This window comes from Serratia sp. CY71090 (assembly GCF_052166845.1).
Lineage (GTDB): Bacteria > Pseudomonadota > Gammaproteobacteria > Enterobacterales > Enterobacteriaceae > Serratia > Serratia nematodiphila.
This window is the reverse complement of sequence record NZ_JBJNOA010000009.1, coordinates 225106-247401: the sequence shown is the minus strand read 5'-3', so window position 1 is coordinate 247401 and position 22296 is coordinate 225106. Positions and strand designations below refer to the sequence as shown.

Genomic DNA, 22296 nt, shown 5'->3' with positions numbered 1-22296 from the left:
TCGGCGCCGGCGGAGCAGCTGTTCGCCGAGTTCGGCTTCACCGTGGACAACGTGGTGGCGAAGGCGCAGGCGCTGCTGAAGTAAGCGGCCTGGCGCCAGCCGATAAAAAAGCCGGTCATGATGACCGGCTTTTTTTATGGGCGGAAATCGCGCTTAAGACGCGGCCTTGACGCTTTCGGCGCTGCGCAACCGGTCGTAAGCGGCCGTCAGCAACAGCACCAACAGCGTAGGCTGCAGCCAGACCAGACCCTGCTCGGCCAGCGGCAGCTTATCGAACCAGGCGGGCAGCAGGCCGCTGAAGCTGGAAGCCTTCAGGCCGTCGGCGAGGCCAAACACCAGGCTGGTGGCGATCACTGGCGCAAAGACGCGCCTGGCGCTGCGCCAGCGGTTCTGGCTGAAGCTGAGCAACACCAGCGCGATGCAGGGCGGGTAGATCGCCGTCAGCACCGGCAGCGAGACGCGGATAAGATTGGCCAGCCCCATGTTGGAGACCAGCATGGCGAAGAGGGCGAGGATGACCACCAGCGTGCGGTAAGAGAGCGGCAGGTAGCGGGAGAAGAAGTCCGCGCAGGCGCAGGTCATGCCGACCGCTGTCACCAGGCAGGCGATGAACATCAGCACCGCCATAAAGACGCTGCCCAGATCGCCGAAGGTGTGCTGTACATAGGCGTGCAGGATTGCCGCGCCATCCTGAGCGCCATTCTCGATTAGGCTGCCGCTGCCGGCGCCGAGTTTGAACATGCAGATATAGACCAGCGTCAGGCCGACGCCGGCGATCAGGCTGGCCCACAGCGTATAACGCAGCAGCAACCCGCTGTCGCTGACGCCACGCGAGCGGGCGGCGGTAACGATAATCGAACCGAACATCAGCGCCGACAGCGTGTCCATGGTTTGATAACCCTGTACGAAGCCGGTGGAAAACGCCGCGGCCTGATAGCTGCCGACGGCGGAGAGCGGCGCGCCTGCGGGCCAGATCAGGGCGGCGATGCCGAGCGCGGCCAGCGCCAGAATTTTCAGCGGCGCCAGAATATGGCCGACGTTATCGAGCAACCGTCCGGGATATAGCGACACAATCATCGCCAGGGTAAAGAACAGCAGGCTGTAGATGAACTGCGGCAGGGCGCCGTCGCCGGTGAAAGGCGCAATGCCGAGGGCGAAAGAGACATTGGCGGTTCGCGGCGTGGCGAACAGCGGGCCGAGCGCCAGATAGCAGACGGTCGCCAGCAGCAGGCCGGCGGTGCGGCCGATGGGGCCGGTAAGCAGGCTGATGCTGCCGCCGACGCGCGCCAACGCGATCACGGCGATCACCGGCAGGGCGACGGCGGTCACCATAAACCCGAGGGCGGCCGGCCACAGATGTTCGCCGGACTGCAGCCCCACCAGCGGCGGGAAAATGATGTTGCCGGCGCCGACAAACAGGGCAAAGGTCATAAAGCCCAGGGCGATAATGTCTTTCGGGGATAAACTCTTGGTCATAACGGTATGGCACTGCCTGTATTCATGAAATAAACGGCCCGCCTGCAGAGGGCTGGCGCGTGGGGCAGCGAGCGCCCGCAAAAATTTTCGTCCGGCAGGATATAATAATTCGGCGACAAAAACCTGATTAATCCAGCGTTGTTTATCCTGGCGTGAACCGGCCGCACAGAGGGATCCTGGCGGCCGGCCCGGCAGCGCGTTAGCGCGCCACCATGTCTATCGACAGCGGGATTTCGATATGCGGCTTGAAAGAGTCGTATGCGAAAGAGACGTGGCCGTCTTCGACCGGTTTGCGGGTGAAAAAGATCAGCATATCGCGGGTTGAATCCTTACGTTTGTCCTGCGCTTTTACCGGAGAGAGGCTGTGTTTGCGCTCGTGGTCGACAATCAGCAGGGTGTCGAGGAAATGCCGATGCTGTATTTCGCCCAAAATCCATTCCGGCCGGGCCCGATCGAATTTGATCCCGCTGGTTTCGCGCATATCGTGAATAAAGGTCTTGGCGCTGTCGTCGGTCATGTTGTCGCAGCCGAGGAAGGTTGTCATGGTGTGGTCGACGCCGTCGCTGTGCACACCTTCCAGCGCCGGTTCGCCCAGCATCTGCGGCGTGGTGACGGTGCGCAGGTTGAACACGGTGCAGACGAACTTGTTGATCTCCTGATTAAGCCGGGGGCGCGGCGTCACGCTCACGCCATCGATCACGTAGGCTTTGAATTTCATCAGCGCCTGAAAGGCCGTATTCAACTGCAGATCGTCGTTGATGCCGCGGAAATGGCGCACCTTTCCCGAATCGTAGCGGATGAAGTCTTCCTCGACCGAGAGCACGAAAGGCTGGAACTCCAGCCGCTCAATCCGGGCGCGATCGAAGTCGAAACAGAAACGGCCGTTTCTGGACTTGCGGAAAGGCAGCGTGGGATCGTCCGCCAGATTGGCGCTGACCTGCTGCAGCCTGGCGAAATCTTCCGGCCGCGCGCCCAGCGCCAGCAGGATTGCCTGCATGGTAGCGCCGGGGATAAAGGCTGAACGGTGTTCCTGGTATGCCTTCTTAACTTCATCAAGCAGAGATAACTGTCGCATTTCTCGGTGGCCTCACGAATGATGGGGCGGTTATAAAATCTTGCTGCCGATCTCCACGTCGAAATCGGGTTTCAGCAAGACGGTGCCTTGATCCCTGGTGACCGCGGCAAGAACCAGCACTTCGGATTTAAATCCGGCAACTCGCCTGGCGGGGAAATTAACGACGGAGATGACTTTTCTGCCAAGCAGGTCATCTTCCTGATAGTTTTCGCATAATTGTGCCGAGCTGTTTTTAATGCCAATTTCCTCGCCGAAATCAATGCGCAGCTTATAGGCGGGTTTTAACGCCTTGTCGTTATATTCCACGGAAATAATTTCGCCAATACGCATATCCAGTTTCATAAAATCAGTGATTTCGGCCATGAGTCAGTCCCGTTAATTAAATGGCTTCAGAAAGGCTAGCAAAGGGGAATTATCCCGACAATGTCGCCAAGAGGGGAATATTTATACCCGATGTAGCAATTAATTTACATTGTCGTAACGTAGCGTAATTAATTATAAGCTTGATGAATTATATGAAATTGAAACTTCATTATTCACCGGTAATTATGTGCACCATCTGAACTTGGGCGTCCGCTCGGCACTGTTAAGCCCGTGTTAAATTGGTTAGTATGCCTTCATTCATCAACCGCATTCTTTCAGGTAGTGATATGGAAATAACCCCGCGTGAAAAACGCGATCGGCGAAAGGCATTTATCGCGCCGTTTTTCCTGATATTAATTTGGTCGACGGGTTTTATTGCCGCGCGGGCGGTGGTGGATCATGCCGATCCCAACCTTTTCCTGACCTTTCGCTTTTTGATCGCCGCCGCGGTATTCGCTTTGCTGGCATTGCACTGCGCCTGGCCCAAGGGGCGGCAGTTCGTGATGCACCTGCTGACCGGCATGTTGATGAATGGCGTTTATCTCGCTGCAAGCTGGTGGGCGGTAGCGAACGGCCTGGCGGCCGGGGTGATGTCGCTGATCGGCGGCTTGCAGCCGCTGTTCACCGCGCTGATTTTCGCGTTGGTGCTGCGCAAATCGATAGGGTTACGCTCCTGGGCCGGGCTGGCGATCGGCTTTATCGGCGTTGCGCTGGTGCTTTCTCCCCGGCTGACCGGCATTGATGTCGGCAATATGGCGCTGTTGCCGATCCTGATGGGGTTTGGCAGCATCGTCGCGCTGACGATCGGCATCATGGTGCAGAAGTCTTCGCTGGCGGCGGCCGATCTGCGGGCGGCGGGCGCCATTCAGCACCTCGGCGCGGCGATCGTGACCGGCGCGTTGGCGGCCGTGATGGGCTCCGGCGCCTGGGACAATTCGCCGACGCTGTGGTTCTCGCTGCTGTGGTCGGCCGGCGTGTTGTCGCTGGGCGGCACCGCGCTGTTCATCTGGATGGTGCGCCACGGCGATTTGACTCGCATTACCGCGCTGATGCTGCTGGTGCCGCCGGCGGCAGCGCTGCAGGCTTATGCGCTGTTTGGCGAGGCGCTGTCGCTGGTGCAGTTGGCGGGGTTTGCCCTGACCCTGCTGGGGGTCGCCATCGTACAGCGAATTCGCCTGCTGCGGCGTTCTCGCCTGGCCGAATAGTTTGCGACTGGAAGCGCCGTAAAGCCCGCGCTGCCGGGCTTTTTATTGGCTGAAAAACGTCCAACCTCACAAAACCGAAAGATAACAAAGCAACGCCGTTGCTACGTCTCAGTTATTAACTATATGTTAATTTTTGGTTTATTAAATGTGATCAGGGGATGGATGATGATGATGAAAAAAATCAGCGCGACCGTAGCGGCAATCACCTTGCTGGGCTCCGTTTCCGCCTATGCGGCCTTCCCGGCGGGCTACCCCGCCGACTATCAGAAACTGGTCGACGGCGCGAAGAAAGAAGGCAAGGTGGTGATTTACTCGACCACCGACACCAAGGCGGCGGCGCCGTTGATCCAGGGGTTTGAGGCGTTGTATCCGGGCATCAAGGTCGAATACAACGACATGAACAGCACCGAACTGTATAACCGCTTTATCAGCGAGCAGGCGGCCGGCGGCACCAGCGGCGACGTGGTGTGGAGCTCGTCGATGGACACCATTTTGAAACTGGCGGGCGATTACGCGCAGGAATATGCCTCCCCTGAGCAGGCTCAGCTGCCGAAATGGGCGGTATGGCAAGAGAAGGTGTATGGCACCACCTACGAGCCGGTGGTGTTTATCTATAACAAACGCCTGATCCCGCAAGGCGATGTGCCGGATTCGCATGCGGCGCTGGCCAAGCTGATCGCCGGCCAGACGGACAAATTCAAGAAGAAAGTCACCACCTACGACATCGAAAAATCCGGCGTCGGCTTCATGCTGTCGGTGCAGGACTTCAAGGCCGATCCCAACTACTTCAAAACGCTGGCCGATGTGGCCAAGGGCGGGTTGGCGGTGCAATCCTCCACCGGCACCATGATGGAACGCGTTTCCTCCGGTGAAAACCTGATCGGCTTCAATATCCTCGGTTCGTACGCCGAGGCTCGCGCCAAGAGCGACCCGTCGCTCGGCATTGTCTATCCGAAAGACTATACCCTGGTGCTGTCGCGCGTGAGCTTCATCGGCAAAGAGGCCGGCAACCCTAACGCCGCCAAGCTGTGGTTCGACTACGTGCTGTCGGAGAAAGGGCAAAATATTCTCGCCAATCAGGCGGATATCCCCTCGATCCGCAACGACATCGAAGGCAAGAACGACATCGATGGTATGACCAAGCTGTTGGGTAACGCGCTCAAGCCGATCCCGGTCGATGACAGCCTGCTGGAATATCTGCAGCCGGCCAAGCGTCTCGACTACATCAAACAATGGCGCGCCGCCGCGGCGAAATAACAGGGACTGCATTCGGACGCACGCCTGTCGCACGGGCGCGCGCCCTTTGGTCGTCGTTTACAACCATAGGGAGCATTTATGCAAGCATGGCGCAGAAAGTGGCAGAGCCTGCCGCGCGGCCTGGTGGTGTTGATAACCGCGCTGGTTATCTATGTCCCCCTGTCGTTTATCATCATTCAAAGCTTCCTCTCGGCACCGTTTTTCTCTCCTTCCAAGGTCTTCAGCCTTGAGGCCTTCGAGTTCATCTTTACCGATCCGGATTTTTACAAAGCGCTGAAAAGCGGCTTTATTCTGGCATTCGGCCTGGTGATTATCGCCATCCCGCTCGGCGGTGTTTTGGCCTTCCTGATGGTGCGCACCGATCTGCCGGGGCGGCGAATCATCGAACCGCTGATTCTGGTGCCGATCTTCGTGTCGCCGATGGTACTGGGTTTCGGTTACGTGGTGGCGGCGGGGCCGGTAGGCTTCTTCTCGCTGTGGGCGGAGGCGCTGCTGGGCTTCGTGCCGTGGAATATCTACTCAATGGCCAGCATCGTGGTGATAGCCGGATTGACGCACGTGCCCCACGCCTACCTGTACATCTCCTCGGCGCTGCGCAGCGTGGGCTCCGACGTTGAAGAAGCGGCGCGCACCGCCGGCGCCACGCCGCTGCAGGTGATGACCGCCGTTAGTCTGCCGATGGTGCGGCCGTCTATCTTGTACGCCGGGGTGTTGCTGTTCTTCCTCGGGCTGGAAGTGTTCGGCCTGATGCTGGTGCTGGGCGATCCGGAAGGCAACCTGGTGCTGGCGACCTACCTGTACCAGTTGACCAACAAGCTGGGCACGCCGTCTTACCATCTGATGGCGGCGGTGGCGGTGGTGCTGATTTGCATCACTATTCCGTTGGTGATGCTGCAGCGCCGGCTGATGCGCACCGCCAACCGCTTTGTCACCGTCAAGGGCAAAGCCTCGCAGGCCCGCGCTCTGCCGCTGGGTAAATGGCGCTGGGTGGCCGGCGCGGTGGTGGTATTCTGGCTGACCGTGACCATCGGCGTGCCGCTGATCGGCGTGGTGCTGCGCGCCTTTATCTCCAACTGGGGCGTGGGCGTGTCAGTCTGGGACGAACTGTCGATCAACACCTTTCGCACCATCTGGGCGCAGCCCAACCTGCTGCGCGCCATCGTCAACTCGATGGCGATCGGGGTGATCGGCGGGGCGCTGGCGGTGGCGTGCTACCTGTTTATCGGCATCGCCATGCACCGCAAGCCGGATGGCGCCACGCGCTTCCTCGACTACAGCGTGCTGGTGCCGCGCGCGGTGCCGGGGCTGCTGGCCGGTCTGGCATTCCTGTGGGTGTTCCTGTTCCTGCCGATGTGGCTGGACAAATCGCTCAAGGAAGGCTGGCTGTCGGCGTTGCCGATGGCCGAGTGGCTGCGTGCTAACTGGATTGTCTGGCTGCGTTCGCTGCGCAGCACCATCTTCAGCGTCTGGCTGGCCTACACCGTGGTGTGGATGGCCTACGGCCTGCGGCTGATCTCTTCCACGTTGCTGCAGGTGGGGCCGGAGCTGGAAGAGGCGGCGCGTAGCGCCGGCGCCAGCCGCGGCCAGATCACCCGCCACGTCACCATTCCGCTGTCGCGCTATGGCCTGATCGGCTCCTGGTTGCTGATGTTCCTGATTTTTGAACGCGAATATTCCACCGGGGTGTACCTGCTGTCTCCGGGCACGGAAACCATCGGCTCGATGCTGGTTTCTCTGTGGGCCGCGGGCGCTATCGATATCGTCGCCGCGCTGTCGTTCATCAATATTCTGCTGGTGGTGCTGGGGCTGGGGATCGCCTTGCGCTTTGGAGTGAAATTACATGATTGAACTTTCGGTAGAGAATCTGCATTTGACCTATGGCGACAACCCGGTGCTGAAAGGGGTGTCGATGGATCTAAAACGGGGCGAAGTGGTCTCGCTGCTGGGCCCGTCGGGCAGTGGCAAAACCACGCTGCTGCGGGCGGTGGCCGGGCTGGAGAAACCGAGCCAGGGGCGGATCGTCATCGGCAATAACCCCGTGTACAACGGCAGCGCGCGCAGCGAAATTCCCGCCGAAGAGCGCAATCTGGGGCTGGTGTTTCAGTCCTATGCCCTGTGGCCGCATAAAACGGTGTTTGAAAACGTCGCTTACCCGCTGAAGCTGCGTAAGACCGGCTCGGCGGAAATCGCCCAGCGAGTGCAGGCGGTACTGGATCAGCTCGGGTTGGGGCATCTGGCCAAGCGGCACCCGCACCAGCTTTCCGGCGGCCAGCAGCAGCGCGTGGCGATCGGGCGTGCGCTGGTCTACAACCCGCCGGTGATCCTGCTGGATGAGCCGCTGTCCAACCTCGATGCCAAGCTGCGTGAAGAGGCGCGGGTATTCCTGCGCGAGCTGATCATCAAGCTCGGTCTGTCGGCGCTGATGGTGACCCACGATCAGAACGAGGCGATGGCCATTTCCGATCGCATCCTGCTGCTCAATAACGGCAAAATCGAACAGCAGGGCACGCCGCAGGAGATGTACGGCTCGCCCACCACGCTGTTCACCGCCGAGTTCATGGGCAGCAACAACCGCTTGCCGGGCAAGGTTGTCGCGCTGGAAGGCGACCGGGCGCGCATCGAAGGCAAGGATTGGGCGCTGTGGGGCAAAGCGGGCGCAGGCGTGCAGGTTGGGCAGGAGGGCACGGCGGTGATCCGCGTGGAGCGCGTGCGGTTGGGCGAAGATCCGCAGGGCAACCAGCTTGAGCTGCCGTTGCTGACCAGCATGTATCTCGGCGATCGCTGGGAATACCTGTTCCGCACCGTGGCCGAAGACTTCGTGGTGCGCGCCTATGGCCACGAGGCGCGCGATCGGGCGCTGTGCCGGCTCTCCCTGCCGGCCGATCATCTGTGGATATTCCCGAAAGCCTAATCAGGACGCCCGCTGGTGCGGGCGTTCCGTTTACAGAGTTAAACCGCTAGCGGTGTACGTTTCCCGGCTGGCAACGTCGGCGAAAGTGCGGGTGACGGTCGAATTTTTGCGCGACTATTTTCGTGAGCACTACGGCGAAACGGGGGCGGCGAGCGAAAATCCGTCGCGGTCTTGAGGCCAAAAATGTGCGCCAGATCATCTTATGCTCGTAAAACTCCCCTCCGTTACCTGAGGAACTGTTGCACCTGTTCCTTTTGCCAAAACTTTGGTTTATGCTCAGCTGAAGCGTTTCAGTTGAAGCACTCTTCAACAGAAATGCCGATGTGACGGCGGTGAAAAACCGCTGAAGCGCGGGAATAATGCAAACTCGGCGATTCACAGCGGGCGGTACGATCCACTACTCTATGCGGGTTAGTGAGACAACCAGTCAGCGCCGGGCGGCGCCGGTGAGTCACCCGGCGTGGACGGCCCTTTTTCAGGAGCAGCATGACCATCCGCATAGCGATAAACGGCTTTGGCCGCATCGGCCGCAGCGTATTGCGCGCACTGTACGAATCGGGACGACGGGCGGAAATCTCCGTGGTGGCGATCAACGAGCTGGCGAACGCCGAGGGCATGGCCCATCTGCTGAAGTACGACTCCAGCCACGGCCGCTTCGCCTGGGATGTGCGGCAGGAGTGCGACACGCTGAGCGTCGGGGACGACGCGATTCGCCTGTTGCATCAGCCGGCGGTGGAGCAGTTGCCCTGGGGCGAACTGGGCGTCGACGTGGTGCTGGACTGCAGCGGCGTGTACGGCAGCCGGGCGGATGGCGAAGCCCATCTGGCGGCGGGGGCGAAGAAAGTGCTGTTCGCCCACCCGGGCGGCAACGATCTGGACGCCACCATCGTGTTCGGCGTCAACCATCAGACGCTGCTGGCGGAACATCGCATCGTGTCCAACGCCTCGTGCACCACCAACTGCATTATTCCGGTGATCAAGCTGCTGGACGACGCCTACAGCATCGAATCCGGCACCGTGACCACCATTCACTCGGCGATGAACGATCAGCCGGTGATCGACGCGTATCACGCGGATTTACGGCGCACCCGCGCGGCGAGCCAGTCGATCATTCCGGTCGATACCAAGCTGGCTGCGGGCATCACCCGTATCTTCCCGCAGTTTTGCGACCGCTTCGAGGCGATCTCGGTGCGCGTGCCGACCATTAACGTGACGGCTATCGATCTGAGCGTCAGCGTGAGCGCCGCGGTGAAGGTGGCGGAGGTCAACCAGCTGTTGCAAAAGGCCGCACGGGAATCATTTCGTGGTATAGTTGACTACACGGAATTACCATTGGTCTCGATCGATTTTAACCATGACCCGCACAGCGCTATCGTCGACGGTACGCAGACCCGGGTCAGCGGGCAGCACCTGATAAAGACCTTGGTCTGGTGCGACAATGAATGGGGCTTTGCCAATCGGATGTTGGATACAACACGGGCAATGGCCGCCAGCGGTTTCTAGTACGGCGGCGCCGGCGTGATTGGCGCGCTGCTCAGGCAATTTTATAGAGATTCAATAAAGAGGGTTCACCATGTCTGTAATTAAGATGACCGATCTGGATCTGGCGGGTAAACGCGTACTGATCCGCTCCGATCTGAACGTGCCGGTAAAAGACGGTAAAGTGACTTCCGACGCGCGTATCCGCGCTTCCCTGCCGACTATCGAAGCTGCGCTGAAGCAAGGCGCCCGCGTGATGGTAACCTCCCACCTGGGTCGTCCTACCGAAGGCGAGTACAACGAAGAATTCTCCCTGCTGCCTGTGGTCAACTACCTGAAAGACCACCTGAAATCCCCAGTGCGTCTGGCGAAGGATTACCTGGATGGCGTCGACGTCGCCGAAGGCGAACTGGTGGTGCTGGAAAACGTCCGCTTCAACAAGGGCGAGAAGAAAGACGACGAAACCCTGTCCAAGAAATACGCGGCGCTGTGCGACGTGTACGTGATGGATGCATTCGGCACCGCGCACCGCGCGCAAGCTTCCACCCACGGCGTGGGCAAGTTCGCGCCTGTCGCCTGTGCCGGCCCGCTGCTGTCCGCCGAACTGGAAGCGCTGGGCAAAGCGCTGGGCAACCCGGCCCGTCCGATGGTCGCCATCGTGGGCGGTTCTAAAGTCTCCACCAAACTGACCGTGCTGGATTCCCTGTCCAAAATCGCCGATCAGCTGATCGTCGGCGGCGGCATCGCCAACACCTTCGTGGCGGCGCAGGGCAACAACGTGGGCCAGTCCCTGTACGAACCTGACCTGATCCCGAACGCGCAGAAACTGCTGGAAACCTGCGACATTCCGGTGCCGACCGACGTGCGCGTAGCGACCGAGTTCTCCGAAACCGCAACCGCGACCGTGAAGCCGGCGAGCGAGATCCAGGACAACGAGCAAATTCTGGATATGGGCGACGTCTCTGCCGAGCGTCTGGCCGTTATCCTGAAGAACGCCAAGACCATTCTGTGGAATGGCCCGGTTGGCGTATTCGAGTTCCCTAACTTCCGTAAGGGCACCGAAATTGTCGCCCGCGCGATCGCCGATAGCGACGCTTTCTCTATCGCTGGCGGCGGCGACACTCTGGCAGCCATCGATCTGTTCGGTATCGCTGACAAAATTTCCTACATCTCCACCGGCGGTGGCGCATTCCTGGAATTCGTTGAAGGGAAACCGCTGCCTGCAGTCGTGATGCTGGAAGAGCGCGCTAAGCAGTAATTCAGACAACGGGAGGCGAAAGCCGCCCGTTTGTTTTATACCGCGCGGCTAACGCTGCGCGGCGTGAAAATATCGATTTACATCCATCTACGGCCGACGAAACAGGACAAAGTAACATGTCTAAAATTTTTGATTTCGTAAAACCGGGTGTCATCACGGGTGATGACGTTCAGAAAGTCTTCGCAGTTGCTAAAGAGAACAACTTTGCGCTGCCAGCGGTAAACTGCGTGGGTACCGACTCCATCAACGCAGTGCTGGAAGCTGCGGCTAAAGTGCGCGCGCCGGTCATCGTTCAGTTCTCCAACGGCGGCGCCGCGTTTATCGCCGGCAAAGGCGTGAAGACCGATGTGCCTCAGGGCGCAGCGATTCTGGGCGCTATCTCCGGCGCACACCACGTTCACCAGATGGCTGAACACTACGGCGTGCCGGTGATCCTGCACACCGACCACTGCGCGAAGAAACTGCTGCCATGGCTGGACGGCCTGCTGGACGCCGGCGAGAAGCACTTCGCCGCTACCGGCAAACCGCTGTTCTCTTCCCACATGATCGATCTGTCTGAAGAATCTCTGGAAGAAAACATCGAGATCTGCAGTGCCTACCTGAAGCGCATGGCCAAAATCGGCATGACGCTGGAAATCGAACTGGGCTGCACCGGCGGTGAAGAAGACGGCGTGGACAACAGCCATATGGACGCTTCCGCGCTGTACACCCAGCCGGAAGACGTGGCTTACGCGTACGAAAAACTGAACGCCATCAGCCCGCGCTTCACCATCGCAGCCTCGTTCGGTAACGTGCACGGCGTGTACAAGCCAGGTAACGTTAAGCTGACTCCGACCATCCTGCGCGATTCTCAGAAATACGTTTCCGAGAAATTCAACCTGCCGCATAACAGCCTGAACTTCGTGTTCCACGGCGGTTCCGGTTCCAGCGATGCGGAAATCAAAGAGTCCGTCAGCTACGGCGTGATCAAGATGAACATCGACACCGACACCCAATGGGCGACCTGGGACGGCATCCTGCAGTACTACAAAGCGAACGAAGCTTACCTGCAGGGCCAGCTGGGCAACCCGAAAGGCGCCGATCAGCCGAACAAGAAATACTACGATCCACGCGTCTGGCTGCGCGCAGCACAGACCAGCATGGTGACGCGTCTGGAGCAGGCCTTCAAAGATCTGAACGCGGTAGACGTTCTGTAATCTTCGCCAGCTGTTGCACGATGCAAAAGGCTCCCTGCGGGGAGCCTTTTTCGTTTTCAGCTCAGCAAGCCGGCACCCACGTTGATGGACAGGCCCAGGATCAGCATGTTGAACACGAACGAAATAACCGACTGCACGAGCGCGATTTTACGCACCTCCGCGGCGCCGACCGCCACGTCGGCGGTTTGCGACGCGACCGCGATGGTGAAGGAGAAGTAGGCGAAGTCCAGATAGGTCGGCTCGGTGAGATTGCCGGGAAACAGCAGCGGCAAAGGATCCTGTTGTGCGCCCTGACGATAAAACTGATGAGCATAGTGCATGGTGAAGGCGGTCGGCAGCAGCAGCCAGGAGACTGCCAGCGTGGCGCCGGTTAGTGCCAGATGCAGGGTTTTCAGCGAGTCGCTGGCCTGTTTGGCGCTGCTCAATTCGAACAGGATCGCCAGAATGCTCACCAGACAACCGAAACTGACCAGCGCCAACACCGTGCTGGCGCTTTCATCCTGTCGCCGAGCGATCTGGCGAATGTGCTGCGGCGTGCTGACCAGCATCAGCCGCCAGAGAAACAGCAGATAGAGCCAGGCCAGTGTATTCCAGCCGATCATCAGGCGCTGCAGCAACGAGAGCTGGGCCGGCAGCAGCAAAAAGCACAGCAGCCCGGCGCCGACGGAAAACAGCAGCCTGGGTCGCACTTGCCAATAGTGTTTAAGCGAAGAGCGAATGTGCATGAAGAACGGATCCCTTGTCGTGAAATGGCCAACGCGCTGTTTTCAGCATAGAAGACGCGGCGGGCGGTTTCGGCTATTTTTAACGCTGACGGTTGGCATGAGCCTTTAATGTTGGTTACCCTTAGGCGGTGGTTTCCTACTGGCTGCCGAAGCCAGTGTATTTTTGCGAGTTTCTCCCGTTAGGGACTGAGTTAGGACGACACGAATGAAAGATTTGAATGTAGTAGACGGCATCAACGGTGCCGGCGACTGGTTGGTGAAGAACCAGGATCTGTTGATCCAGTATGCGGTGAATATCGTCGCCGCCATCGTTATCCTGATCATCGGTTCGATCGTGGCCCGCGTGGTCGGTAATGCGCTGAACCGCGTGATGAAACTGCGCGGCATCGACGCCACGGTGGCGGACTTCCTGTCGGCGATCGTACGTTACGGCGTGCTGGCGTTCACCTTCATCGCGGTGCTGGGGCGCGTCGGCGTGCAGACCACCTCGGTGATCGCCGTGCTGGGTGCCGCCGGTTTGGCCGTCGGCCTGGCGTTGCAAGGCTCGCTGTCCAACTTCGCCGCCGGCGTGCTGCTGGTGATCTTCCGCCCGCTGCGCGTGGGTGAGTATGTCGATCTGGGCGGCGTGGCCGGTACCGTCGATCAGGTGCAGATTTTCTCCACCACCCTGCGTACCGCAGACAACAAAACCATCGTGGTGCCGAACGGTAAAATCATCGCCGGCAACATCATCAACTACTCCCGCGAACCGAACCGCCGCGTGGACATAGTGGTAGGCGTGGCCTACAACGCCGATATCGACGTGGTGAAGAAGGTGTTGGGCGACGTGATCGCCGCCGACAAGCGCATCATGCACGCTAAAGGCGTGACCGTGCGTCTGAACGAGATGGCGCCGTCCTCTCTGAACTTCGTGACCCGTTCCTGGACCACCAACGCGGAATACTGGAACGTGTACTTCGATCTGATGGAAAACTTTAAGCGCGCGCTGGATGCCCACAACATCGGCATTCCGTTCCCGCAAATGGACGTGCACCTGTATCGCACCGAAGACGCTTCCGCCAAGGCGGAATAACAGAGAAGGGGGCCTTGACCCCCTTTTTTATTGTCATTTTCCCCGTATTAGCCAGACAGCCACTCAATCTGTCTCCACTGTATCGATATTGGCGCCAAGCCGATATGCGCCTTCGGAAATTGCGGCCTATGACAAATAGATGTGGGCGTAATAACGAGAAGCTCAATAAGTCGCGATAAAAACGACTTTTCGTTGTTACTGTTTCCTCCTCTGATACCATAGCTTTCTTGTGGATTGTCGATAGGAAAGGGATGAAATGAAAAGGGCTGTTATTGCCGCATTATTGAGCGTATTGATCTCTGGATGCGGGCCAAAAGCATTGTCGCCTGAACAAATACAGCAAGTAGCCGATTTAAAGTCAGAGCTGGTGAGTACGGATGCCGAGATTGAAAACGCAGCTAAACAGCAGGACACGTTAAACGGCGGCTTGATTAAATCTCTGGTGATGGCGCGACTGGAAATTCTGAAAACGAACAAGGCGCTTATTCAGCAACGAATCAATGCGATCGAGTCTGGATCAAAGGTTGAGATTGTCACGAACCAGACCGCGCCAGATCTGAAGCTGGCGGAAAAACTCACCGCTGAGTTGACAATGCTGACTCGGGAAATATCGACCGCTAAACAAGAGGCCGCACAATACGATGGTGGTCTGGTGGGGGCGATAAAAAAGGCAACGATAGCCACTCAAGAGCAAAGTCTGGCGATGTTGCAGCAAAAATTGCTGTCGGCGAAATATGGCCTGGCCGTCCCGACGATAGCCGATCATGCAACATCAACCGCTTCAAAATCCAATCAGCAGGAAGAACCGGTGGCGAAAGACGCGTTGCTTCCGCCCGGCATTGGGCCGTTTGGCCTGCAAATGGGGTTAACGAAAAAGAACGTCGAGGACATGACAGGTGTTACCTTAACGGCAATACCGAATCGTCTTAATATTTATACTACGGAGGTCGTCCCCAAAACGTATTACGCCTTTGAAACCTACATTTTGCTCATCTCTCCCAAGGTTGGTTTATGCCGAATTCGCGCGCTTAGCGGTGATATCAATACAGACAGTTATGGGGTGGCGTTAAAGTCCAAGGTGAAGGACATTGCTGAATCATTGACCGCTAATTATGGCAAAGGAAAAGCCACTGATGTGCTGCTGCCGGGGTCGTTATGGAAAGAACCTGGTGATTGGATGATAGGGCTGCTTAAAAAAGAACGCTATTTCGGTTTTGACTGGGAAGAGAAAAAAGATAAACCGTTCAAGAACGATTTGCAGGGGATTATGCTTGAAACGACCGCCGTCAATAGTGGGGTTGGGAGCGTTTATCTGCAATATGATTTTAAAAATGTCGATGAGTGCATAAAGGAAGCCAATGACAAGGAAAACAGTGCGCTATAGCGGCAAGCGCTTTTGAAAAATAACCGATAGGTTAAGGGTTTTTCATGAGAGGCCGAAACGCCATCGATGGCGTTTCGGCCTTTTCTTTTCAGGGCGGTCAGATGTCCGCTGCTGGCTCCGTGAGCGGCGCGCGGCGGCGCAGGCTGAGGCGATAAAGCAGGAAGATGGCGACGGCGCCCAGCAGCGCCGGCAGCGCCAGCCAGAGGAAGAACACTTCCGGCGAACCGGCGGCGGTCATCATCCAGGCGCCGAGCATCGAGCCGACGATCGAGCCGAAGCGGCCATTGGCCATGGCCCAGCTGACGCCGGTCACGCGGGCTGCGGTCGGGTAAAGGGTGGCGGAAACCAGATTCAGGCCGTTTTGCGCGCCGGCCACGCCGAAGCCGATCAGGAACACGACGGCGGCCAGCGTGTATGCGTCGCCCATCAGGTAACCGGTAGCGCCGATCACCAGCGCGGCGCCCAGGTAGGAGAAGGCCAGCACGCGATAGGGCCCGACCCGATCCATCAGCAGCGCCATCAGGATGGCGCCCAGGGTGCCGCCGAGCGGCACCATCGCGCCGATGCGCGAGGCGTGGGCGATATCGAAACCGGCGTCTTTGAGGATCGTCGGCAGCCAACTGGTGAGCAGGTAGAACACGAACAGCGAACAGAAGAATGCCGCCCACAGCAGCAGGGTGCGCACGGCGCGCCCTTCGATAAACAGGTGCGAGATCGGCGACCTGGCCTGCGCCGGGCGCTCGTCATCGACAATGGATCCCCCCGTCCAACGCTGGCCGGTGATACGCTCGACCACCCGGCGCAGCCGATCGGCATGTTTGGCGCTGGCGGCCATAAAGCGCACCGACTCGGGCATCTGCCAGGCCAACAGCGGCAGCAGCGCCAACGGTGCAATGCCGCCGACCAGCAGCAGGCCGCGCCAGCCGAACGCCGGGATGATCTGCCCGGCCAGCAGGCCGCCCAGGGCCAGCCCGGCGGTAAAGCCGCTCCAGCTCAGGGTGACCATCAGCATGCGCCGGCGCGCCGGTGAGTACTCAGAGCTGAGGGTGATGCAGGTCGGTATCGCGCCCCCGAGGCCAATGCCGGTGATAAAGCGCAGCAGGGTCAGGGATTCGATCGAATGCGCATAGGCTGAAGCCAGGGTGCAGCCGCCAAACACCAGCACCGCGACGAGCAGCACGCGCTTGCGGCCGATAGCGTCGGCGAGCGGCCCGAACAGCAGGCTGCCGATCAGCAGACCGAACAATCCCGCACCGAAGGCGGGGGAGAGCTGCGCTGGCTGCAGGCCCCACTCTTCGCGCAGCGCCGGGGCGATATAGCCGATGATGGCGGTATCGAACCCGTCCAGCAGGGCGATGAGGAAACATAAGGTCAGGATCAGGATTTGATAAGGCGAGATCCTGGCGCGATCGATGATTTCGCTGATGCGAGCGGTATCTGGGCTCATGAGGGTTCCACTGTTATTAAGCTGTTGTGGGCTGGCTGAGGGGCCGTTCAGGCCGCTGTGGCTGGCATCGCGTAGAAACCCGAGTATACACCAGAGGGGGGGCGTTGCGGGGAGCGGGAGACGATGATCATCGCCCGCCACAGGAGGCTACTGCGGCGGGCGCTGGTGCGGTTATTTGGCCAACAGTTCCCGGCGCACGATCTCGGCGCCTGCACTTAAGGCATTCAGCTTGCCGCGGGCGACCTGACGAGGCAGAGGGGCCATGCCGCAGTTGGTCGACGGATAGAGCTTGTCGGCATCGACAAACTGCAGCGCCTTACGCAGCGTAGCGGCCACTTCTTCCGGCGTCTCGACGGCATGATTCGCTACATCAATGGCGCCGACCATCACCTTTTTACCGCGGATCAGTTCAAGCAGGTCCATCGGCACGTGCGAGTTATGGCATTCCAGCGAGATAATATCGATAGTCGACGTTTGCAGCTTGGGAAACGCCTCTTCATATTGCCGCCACTCAGAGCCCAGCGTCTTTTTCCAGTCGGTATTGGCCTTAATGCCGTATCCATAGCAGATATGTACGGCCGTTTCACACTTAAGCCCTTCAACGGCTCTTTCCAGGGCGGCGATGCCCCAGTCATTCACCTCGTCAAAGAACACGTTAAATGCGGGCTCATCAAACTGAATAATGTCGACGCCGGCGGCCTCAAGCTCTTTGGCTTCCTGATTGAGGATCTTGGCGAACTCCCAGGCCAATTTCTCGCGGCTTTTATAGTGGTTGTCATAAAGCGTGTCGATCATGGTCATCGGCCCCGGCAGGGCCCATTTAATCGGCTGCTGGGTCAGCTGGCGTAAAAATTTGGCGTCTTCAACGAAAACGGGCTTTTGACGCGAGACCGCCCCCACCACGGTTGGCACGCTCGCCTCGTAGCGATTGCGGATTTTAACCACTTCGCGTTTCTCGAAATCGACGCCGCTGAGGTGTTCGATAAACGTCGTGACGAAGTGCTGGCGCGTTTGCTCGCCATCGCTGACGATATCGATGCCGGCCTGTTGTTGCTCTGCCAGCGACAAACGCAGGGCGTCTTGCTTGCCTTCGATTAATTCTTCATTTTGCAATTTCCAGGGCGACCACAGGGTTTCCGGTTGGGCCAGCCAGACCGGTTTGGGTAAGCTGCCGGCGGTCGATGTGGGGAGCAATATTTTCATGATAGGTGACCTGTATTTAAGTGAATCAAAGCGCGTAGTGGGCAGACCATTGCTCAAGAATAGGTTTGTAGGGTTTGATAAATTGCTCTTCCGTAAATTTCCCCTGCTCAATCGCCAACTGGCTACGCTCTTCGCGATCGTAAACAATCTTGGTTAATGAATGATCCTGGTTATTCAGGCTTGGCTGATAGCATTGCCCCGCCGCCGAGTTGGCATTGTAAATTTCAGGCCGATAGATTTTTTGGAAGGTCTCCATCGTGCTGATGGTGCCAATCAGCTCCAGATCGGTGTAATCGCTCAGCAAATCCCCGGGGAAATAAAACGCCAGGGGCGCGACGCTATTTTTCGGCATGAAATAGCGCACCTGCAGGCCCATTTTTTTAAAATACCGGTCGGTCAGCGAAGCGCCGTCTTGCCGATACTCGTCGCCCAAGACCGGGTGTTGATTGCCCGTCCGATGATAGGTGTCTTTGCTGGACACGCTGAGGCAGATCACCGGCGGTTTGCTGAAATTCTCATGGTATTCGTTTGAATTGACGAAGTGCTTAAAGATATTGCCGTGCAAATCGCCGAAATCATCCGGAATGGTAAATTCCGCCGTGTTTTTATTGTGCGCCGGCAGCAAGACGCTAAAGTCGTAATCGCGCACGTAAGAGGAGAAATTGTTCCCGACGATGCCCTCGATACGCGTTTGCGTTTTTTTATCAAGGATGTTGGTTTTCAGGATTTCTATTACCGGGAAGCTGGCGCTGTGATCTTCAATGCGCATCTCAACCGAAATGATTTCAAGCTCGACCGCATAGCGATCGGCCTTGGGGTTATCCCAATGCGCCAACGAATTGAAGCGGTTGTTAATCATCACCAGCGTGTTGCGCAGGTTCTCCCGGCGGTTTTCCCCTCTGGCCAAATTGGCGAAGTTGGTGGTGATACGCGTATTTTCAGAAGGGTTATAATCTTCATCGAAAGAACTGCTCTTAATCGTAAAGGTAAAGTCTCTATTCATCGTCTTATAGCATCCTGTTATATGATATGAGGGCTGGGTTTATCCATTTATTTCAATGGCTTGTTTTTCTATTTTTTCATTCAGCCGATTTCATATTGTCTGTCGTTAATGAGGTCTATTTTTGCCAGAGTCCCGGTGGGAGTGAAAGAGACTTAATTTCATTACCACATGAGCCACATTCATGATCTGGGGTTCAGGTGGGTTTGCCGCCGTTGCCCTGCGGTGCAGCCGCCCGGCAAGCTGGTGCAGCCTGAAAAATTACGGGTATAATCCCACCATGACCCCAAGGCTTCAGACACGAACATGACAAAACTCACCTTACAAGAGCAGATGCTCAAAGCGGGCTTGGTAACCAGCAAGAAAATGGCCAAAGTCCAGAGAACGGCTAAAAAATCACGCGTTCAGGCGCGCGAGGCCAGAGAGGCGGTGGAAGAGAATAAAAAGGCGCAGCTTGAGCGCGATAAGCAACTGAGCGAGCAGCAAAAGCAGGCCGCGCTGTCCAAAGAATACAAGGCGCAGGTGAAGCAGCTGATCGAGATGAACCGCATCGTCCTGGCGAAAGGCGATATCGGTTTCAACTTCACCGACGGTAACCTGATCAAGAAAATCCTGGTGGATAAAGCGACCCAGACGCAGCTGATCAATGGCCGCCTCGCCATTGCCCGCTTGGTTGTCGAGAGCCGCGAAGAGTGTGAATACGCGATTATCCCCGCGAGCGTCGCCGATAAAATCGCGCAGCGTGATGCGGCCAGCATAGTGCTGCACAGCGCGCTGAGTCAGGAAGAGCAGGATGAAGACGATCCGTACGCCGACTTTAAAGTGCCCGACGATTTGATGTGGTAAGCCGCGTTCAGAACGGCGCGGCGTGACGAGCGGCTATCCGCTCTCCGCTGATGGGGTGCACAAAGTTCAGCTTGCTGGCGTGCAGCATCAGCCGCGGCGTCTGCTCGGTACCCGGCAGCAGGCGCCCGCCATACAGATCGCAACCTAAAATAGGATGGCCCAATTGCCGGCTGTGAATACGCAGCTGGTGGGTGCGTCCGGTCTCCGGGGTGAGCTGCACCCGCGTCAGCGGCAGCGAGATCCCGCCTTCCATTTCACGATAAAAACGTTCGACGACCCGATAGCGGGAGCGGGCGGGCTTGCCGTGGAGGGCGCAAATCGACATCAGCGGGAACAGCGCCGGATCTTTGGCGATCGCCGCGTCTATTACCCCTTCGTTATCCGCCAGATGGCCGCAGAGCAGCGCGCTGTACACTTTGCCGACGGTGCGTTCGCTGAACTGCCGGCAGAGCGCTGCGTTGACGGCCTTGTTGCGGGCCACCACCATCAAACCGGACGTGCCGAAATCCAGGCGGTGCGCCAGGGCGCAGCCGGGGAACAGCTGTACCAGCCGGTGGTGTACCGAATCGAGATTCTGCGGATTTTTGCCCGAGAGGCTGAGCAGCCCGGCCGGCTTATTGATCAGCGCCAGATGATCGTCCTGATAGAGGATCTCTATCTGGTCATGGCATGGCGGGGCGATAAAGGTATCGGTGATCGTAGACATCAGGCGGCCGGCTGGAGGGTGGGTGCGGATGATAGCGAATTTCGCGTCGATGAGCGAATGCGGTTTTCGCTACACTGCGCCTCATGCCCGTTGGCACCCGATGCGGCAAAGAATCGGGTGCCACGGTTAAAGCCCCGGCGCGCTACTGCCCGTAGTAGGCGTGTTGGCCGTGTTTGCGCAGGTAGTGTTTGTCCAACAGTTCGCGCTGCATGCTGTGAATGCCCGGCGTCAGCTGGCGCGAGAAAATGCCCATGTAGGCAATTTCTTCCAGCACCACCGCATTATGCACCGCATTGTGGGCGTCTTTGCCCCAGGCGAAGGGGCCGTGGGCGTTGACCAGTACCGCCGGGATCGCGTTGGGATTGATATCGCGCCGGCGGAAGGTTTCGATAATCACCTTGCCGGTCTCCCGTTCGTAATCGTGCTCAATTTCTTCCTGGGTCATCAGGCGCGTGCAGGGGATCGCGCCATAAAAGTAGTCGGCATGGGTGGTTCCCCAGGCGGGGATATCCAGCCCGGCCTGCGCCCAGATGGTGGCGTGGCGCGAATGGGTGTGGACGATGCCGCCGATATCGGCGAATTCGCGGTACAGCGCCAGATGGGTGGCGGTGTCCGACGACGGTTTTTTGGCCCCCTCGACGGTGCGGCCGCTGGCCAGATCGACCACCACCATATCCTCCGCCGTCATATGCTCGTATTCAACGCCGGAAGGCTTGATCACCACCAGGCCGCGTTCGCGATCCACCGCGCTGACGTTGCCCCAGGTAAAGGTCACCAGCTTATGGCGCGGCAGATCGAGATTGGCCTCCAGCACCTGTTGTTTTAACTGAGTCAGCATGTCATGCCCCCTTGTTGCATTTTCTGTTCGATCCAGCGGCGGGCCTGAACGATCTCGGCCACCGGCTCCTCGGCTTTTTCGGTCCACATCTCAATCAGGAATGCGCCGCGGTAATTGAGGCGCTGCAGCGTGCGAAACACCTCGACGAAGTCGACGCAGCCTTCGCCAAACGGCACGTCGCGGAATTGTCCCGGCGAAGCGGCGGTGACCGGGTAGGTGTCTTTCAGGTGAATGGCGGCGATGCGATCGATGCCCAGCTCCAGCTCGCGCGGCACGTCATTGCCCCAGGCGCTGAGGTTGCCGACGTCCGGATATACCGTGAACCACGGCGAGGCCAGCAGGGCGTCCCAGGCTTTCCATTTACCGATCGAGTTCATAAAGGCGGTATCCATGATTTCCACCGCCAGCATCACCTGGGCGGCGGCGGCACGCTCTACCGCCCACTGCATGCCTTCGCTAAAGCGCGCCAGCGTCCCCTCGTCCTGCTCTTCGTAATACACGTCGTAGCCGGCCAGCTGGATGGTGCGGATACCAACGTCTTTGGCCAGCTGAATGGCCTGTTCCATCACGTCGAAGGCGCGCTGGCGCAGCGCCGGATCGTGGCTGCCAAACGGAAAGCGCCGGTGGCCGGAGAGGCACATCGACGGGATGCGGATGCCGGTTTCCAGCACGGCTTCCACCAGCGCCAAGCGCTGCGCCTTGCTCCAGCTCAGGCGCGCCAGGCGTTCATCGCTTTCGTCCACCGACATTTCGACGAAGTCGAAGCCGCAGGCCTTGGCCAGCGCCAGGCGCTCGGGCCAGCTCAGGTGTTTCGGCAGTGCTTTCTCGTAGATTCCCAACGGGTGCTGACGCATA

At 58.6% G+C, this 22296-nt stretch carries 20 protein-coding genes and 2 pseudogenes; 12 read left to right on the top strand and 10 right to left on the bottom strand.

All coding sequences use genetic code 11. The features are described 5' to 3' along the window. Positions 1-84 (top strand): annotated as a pseudogene (locus ACJ8OK_RS17930) (transketolase-like TK C-terminal-containing protein); the annotation flags it as partial. A gap of 69 nt (positions 85-153) precedes the next feature. Here the strand turns inward: ACJ8OK_RS17930 and brnQ are convergent. From brnQ to ACJ8OK_RS17915, 3 genes are all read right to left on the bottom strand, one after another. Continuing rightward, the gene (gene brnQ / locus ACJ8OK_RS17925) at positions 154-1476 is read right to left on the bottom strand and encodes a branched-chain amino acid transport system II carrier protein (protein ID WP_033632128.1); all 1323 of its coding nucleotides are present in this window, start codon (positions 1474-1476) and stop codon (positions 154-156) included. A gap of 199 nt (positions 1477-1675) precedes the next feature. Further along, positions 1676-2551 (bottom strand): 2OG-Fe dioxygenase family protein, encoded by an 876-nt coding sequence (locus ACJ8OK_RS17920; RefSeq protein ID WP_033632129.1) that lies wholly within the window; start codon positions 2549-2551, stop codon positions 1676-1678. Between the two features lie 30 nt (positions 2552-2581). After that, positions 2582-2914 carry a tRNA-binding protein gene (locus ACJ8OK_RS17915; RefSeq protein ID WP_004931561.1) on the bottom strand — a complete coding sequence of 111 codons (333 nt, stop codon included), beginning with the start codon at positions 2912-2914 and terminating at the stop codon, positions 2582-2584. A gap of 287 nt (positions 2915-3201) precedes the next feature. On the opposite strand from ACJ8OK_RS17915, the gene ACJ8OK_RS17910 reads away from it, so the two are divergent. The 8 genes and pseudogenes from ACJ8OK_RS17910 (at position 3202) to fbaA (ending at position 12220) form a co-directional block, all read left to right on the top strand. Next, the gene (locus ACJ8OK_RS17910) at positions 3202-4119 is read left to right on the top strand and encodes a DMT family transporter (protein ID WP_442530777.1); all 918 of its coding nucleotides are present in this window, start codon (positions 3202-3204) and stop codon (positions 4117-4119) included. Positions 4120-4287: 168 nt separating this feature from the next. Next, positions 4288-5376 carry an ABC transporter substrate-binding protein gene (locus ACJ8OK_RS17905; RefSeq protein WP_033633583.1) on the top strand — a complete coding sequence of 363 codons (1089 nt, stop codon included), beginning with the start codon at positions 4288-4290 and terminating at the stop codon, positions 5374-5376. Positions 5377-5454: 78 nt separating this feature from the next. Continuing rightward, on the top strand, positions 5455-7224 hold the full coding sequence (locus ACJ8OK_RS17900) for an ABC transporter permease (protein ID WP_033639426.1): 1770 nt from the start codon (positions 5455-5457) through the stop codon (positions 7222-7224). Continuing rightward, a complete protein-coding gene (locus ACJ8OK_RS17895; protein WP_060560204.1) occupies positions 7217-8287 on the top strand; it encodes an ABC transporter ATP-binding protein in 1071 nt (356 codons plus the stop codon). The genes ACJ8OK_RS17900 and ACJ8OK_RS17895 overlap by 8 nt, the downstream gene beginning before the upstream one ends. 49 nt (positions 8288-8336) lie before the next feature. Next, positions 8337-8462: pseudogene (locus ACJ8OK_RS17890) on the top strand (LysR family transcriptional regulator); the annotation flags it as partial. 311 nt (positions 8463-8773) lie between these two features. Beyond that, a complete protein-coding gene (gene epd, locus ACJ8OK_RS17885; protein ID WP_004931582.1) occupies positions 8774-9790 on the top strand; it encodes an erythrose-4-phosphate dehydrogenase in 1017 nt (338 codons plus the stop codon). A gap of 70 nt (positions 9791-9860) precedes the next feature. Beyond that, complete coding sequence (gene pgk, locus ACJ8OK_RS17880; RefSeq protein ID WP_015378994.1) at positions 9861-11024, top strand: phosphoglycerate kinase; 1164 nt, start codon at positions 9861-9863, stop codon at positions 11022-11024. Between the two features lie 116 nt (positions 11025-11140). Next, positions 11141-12220, top strand: a complete 1080-nt coding sequence (gene fbaA / locus ACJ8OK_RS17875) for a class II fructose-bisphosphate aldolase (RefSeq protein ID WP_004931586.1) — start codon at positions 11141-11143, stop codon at positions 12218-12220. 56 nt (positions 12221-12276) lie between these two features. On the opposite strand, the gene ACJ8OK_RS17870 is transcribed toward fbaA, so the two are convergent. Further along, entirely contained in the window at positions 12277-12945 is a 669-nt protein-coding gene (locus ACJ8OK_RS17870) for a DUF1345 domain-containing protein (RefSeq protein ID WP_033632132.1), read from the bottom strand. A 205-nt stretch (positions 12946-13150) separates the two neighbouring features. On the opposite strand from ACJ8OK_RS17870, the gene mscS reads away from it, so the two are divergent. Both mscS and ACJ8OK_RS17860 read left to right on the top strand, forming a co-directional pair. Continuing rightward, positions 13151-14017, top strand: a complete 867-nt coding sequence (mscS, locus tag ACJ8OK_RS17865; protein ID WP_015378992.1) for a small-conductance mechanosensitive channel MscS — start codon at positions 13151-13153, stop codon at positions 14015-14017. A 256-nt stretch (positions 14018-14273) separates the two neighbouring features. Beyond that, positions 14274-15401: a hypothetical protein gene (locus ACJ8OK_RS17860; RefSeq protein ID WP_033632133.1), complete on the top strand. Its 1128-nt coding sequence runs from the start codon at positions 14274-14276 to the stop codon at positions 15399-15401. 97 nt (positions 15402-15498) lie between these two features. Here ACJ8OK_RS17860 and ACJ8OK_RS17855 read toward each other — a convergent pair whose 3' ends face one another. The 3 genes from ACJ8OK_RS17855 to ACJ8OK_RS17845 all read right to left on the bottom strand — a co-directional run bounded on the left by ACJ8OK_RS17855 (position 15499) and on the right by ACJ8OK_RS17845 (position 19054). Next, complete coding sequence (locus ACJ8OK_RS17855; RefSeq protein ID WP_033632134.1) at positions 15499-16848, bottom strand: MFS transporter; 1350 nt, start codon at positions 16846-16848, stop codon at positions 15499-15501. Between the two features lie 171 nt (positions 16849-17019). Further along, entirely contained in the window at positions 17020-18051 is a 1032-nt protein-coding gene (locus ACJ8OK_RS17850; protein WP_004931594.1) for a methionine synthase, read from the bottom strand. 25 nt (positions 18052-18076) lie between these two features. Beyond that, a complete protein-coding gene (locus ACJ8OK_RS17845; RefSeq protein WP_033632135.1) occupies positions 18077-19054 on the bottom strand; it encodes a DUF1852 domain-containing protein in 978 nt (325 codons plus the stop codon). Between the two features lie 303 nt (positions 19055-19357). Here ACJ8OK_RS17845 and ACJ8OK_RS17840 point away from each other — a divergent pair, with 303 nt between their 5' ends. Then, positions 19358-19897: a DUF2058 domain-containing protein gene (locus tag ACJ8OK_RS17840; RefSeq protein ID WP_004931599.1), complete on the top strand. Its 540-nt coding sequence runs from the start codon at positions 19358-19360 to the stop codon at positions 19895-19897. Between the two features lie 7 nt (positions 19898-19904). Here the strand turns inward: ACJ8OK_RS17840 and ACJ8OK_RS17835 are convergent, their stop codons facing one another. The 3 genes from ACJ8OK_RS17835 to ACJ8OK_RS17825 all read right to left on the bottom strand — a co-directional run bounded on the left by ACJ8OK_RS17835 (position 19905) and on the right by ACJ8OK_RS17825 (position 22295). Beyond that, positions 19905-20603 (bottom strand): RluA family pseudouridine synthase, encoded by a 699-nt coding sequence (locus tag ACJ8OK_RS17835; RefSeq protein ID WP_033632136.1) that lies wholly within the window; start codon positions 20601-20603, stop codon positions 19905-19907. A gap of 142 nt (positions 20604-20745) precedes the next feature. Beyond that, positions 20746-21441: an L-ribulose-5-phosphate 4-epimerase gene (gene araD / locus ACJ8OK_RS17830; protein WP_033632137.1), complete on the bottom strand. Its 696-nt coding sequence runs from the start codon at positions 21439-21441 to the stop codon at positions 20746-20748. After that, positions 21435-22295 carry an L-ribulose-5-phosphate 3-epimerase gene (locus ACJ8OK_RS17825; protein ID WP_033632138.1) on the bottom strand — a complete coding sequence of 287 codons (861 nt, stop codon included), beginning with the start codon at positions 22293-22295 and terminating at the stop codon, positions 21435-21437. The genes araD and ACJ8OK_RS17825 overlap by 7 nt, the downstream gene beginning before the upstream one ends. Position 22296 lies beyond the last annotated feature (1 nt).

Coding starts and splice junctions, on each gene's coding strand:
- ACJ8OK_RS17825 (WP_033632138.1), bottom strand. CDS start 22,295: ATGCGTCAGCACCCGTTGGGAATCTACGAGAAAGCACTGCCGAAACAC.
- pgk (WP_015378994.1), top strand. CDS start 9,861: ATGTCTGTAATTAAGATGACCGATCTGGATCTGGCGGGTAAACGCGTA.
- epd (WP_004931582.1), top strand. CDS start 8,774: ATGACCATCCGCATAGCGATAAACGGCTTTGGCCGCATCGGCCGCAGC.
- ACJ8OK_RS17850 (WP_004931594.1), bottom strand. CDS start 18,051: ATGAAAATATTGCTCCCCACATCGACCGCCGGCAGCTTACCCAAACCG.
- araD (WP_033632137.1), bottom strand. CDS start 21,441: ATGCTGACTCAGTTAAAACAACAGGTGCTGGAGGCCAATCTCGATCTG.
- mscS (WP_015378992.1), top strand. CDS start 13,151: ATGAAAGATTTGAATGTAGTAGACGGCATCAACGGTGCCGGCGACTGG.
- ACJ8OK_RS17900 (WP_033639426.1), top strand. CDS start 5,455: ATGCAAGCATGGCGCAGAAAGTGGCAGAGCCTGCCGCGCGGCCTGGTG.
- ACJ8OK_RS17840 (WP_004931599.1), top strand. CDS start 19,358: ATGACAAAACTCACCTTACAAGAGCAGATGCTCAAAGCGGGCTTGGTA.
- ACJ8OK_RS17895 (WP_060560204.1), top strand. CDS start 7,217: ATGATTGAACTTTCGGTAGAGAATCTGCATTTGACCTATGGCGACAAC.
- brnQ (WP_033632128.1), bottom strand. CDS start 1,476: ATGACCAAGAGTTTATCCCCGAAAGACATTATCGCCCTGGGCTTTATG.
- ACJ8OK_RS17855 (WP_033632134.1), bottom strand. CDS start 16,848: ATGAGCCCAGATACCGCTCGCATCAGCGAAATCATCGATCGCGCCAGG.
- ACJ8OK_RS17835 (WP_033632136.1), bottom strand. CDS start 20,603: ATGTCTACGATCACCGATACCTTTATCGCCCCGCCATGCCATGACCAG.
- ACJ8OK_RS17920 (WP_033632129.1), bottom strand. CDS start 2,551: ATGCGACAGTTATCTCTGCTTGATGAAGTTAAGAAGGCATACCAGGAA.
- ACJ8OK_RS17905 (WP_033633583.1), top strand. CDS start 4,288: ATGATGAAAAAAATCAGCGCGACCGTAGCGGCAATCACCTTGCTGGGC.
- ACJ8OK_RS17860 (WP_033632133.1), top strand. CDS start 14,274: ATGAAAAGGGCTGTTATTGCCGCATTATTGAGCGTATTGATCTCTGGA.
- ACJ8OK_RS17870 (WP_033632132.1), bottom strand. CDS start 12,945: ATGCACATTCGCTCTTCGCTTAAACACTATTGGCAAGTGCGACCCAGG.
- ACJ8OK_RS17845 (WP_033632135.1), bottom strand. CDS start 19,054: ATGAATAGAGACTTTACCTTTACGATTAAGAGCAGTTCTTTCGATGAA.
- ACJ8OK_RS17910 (WP_442530777.1), top strand. CDS start 3,202: ATGGAAATAACCCCGCGTGAAAAACGCGATCGGCGAAAGGCATTTATC.
- fbaA (WP_004931586.1), top strand. CDS start 11,141: ATGTCTAAAATTTTTGATTTCGTAAAACCGGGTGTCATCACGGGTGAT.
- ACJ8OK_RS17915 (WP_004931561.1), bottom strand. CDS start 2,914: ATGGCCGAAATCACTGATTTTATGAAACTGGATATGCGTATTGGCGAA.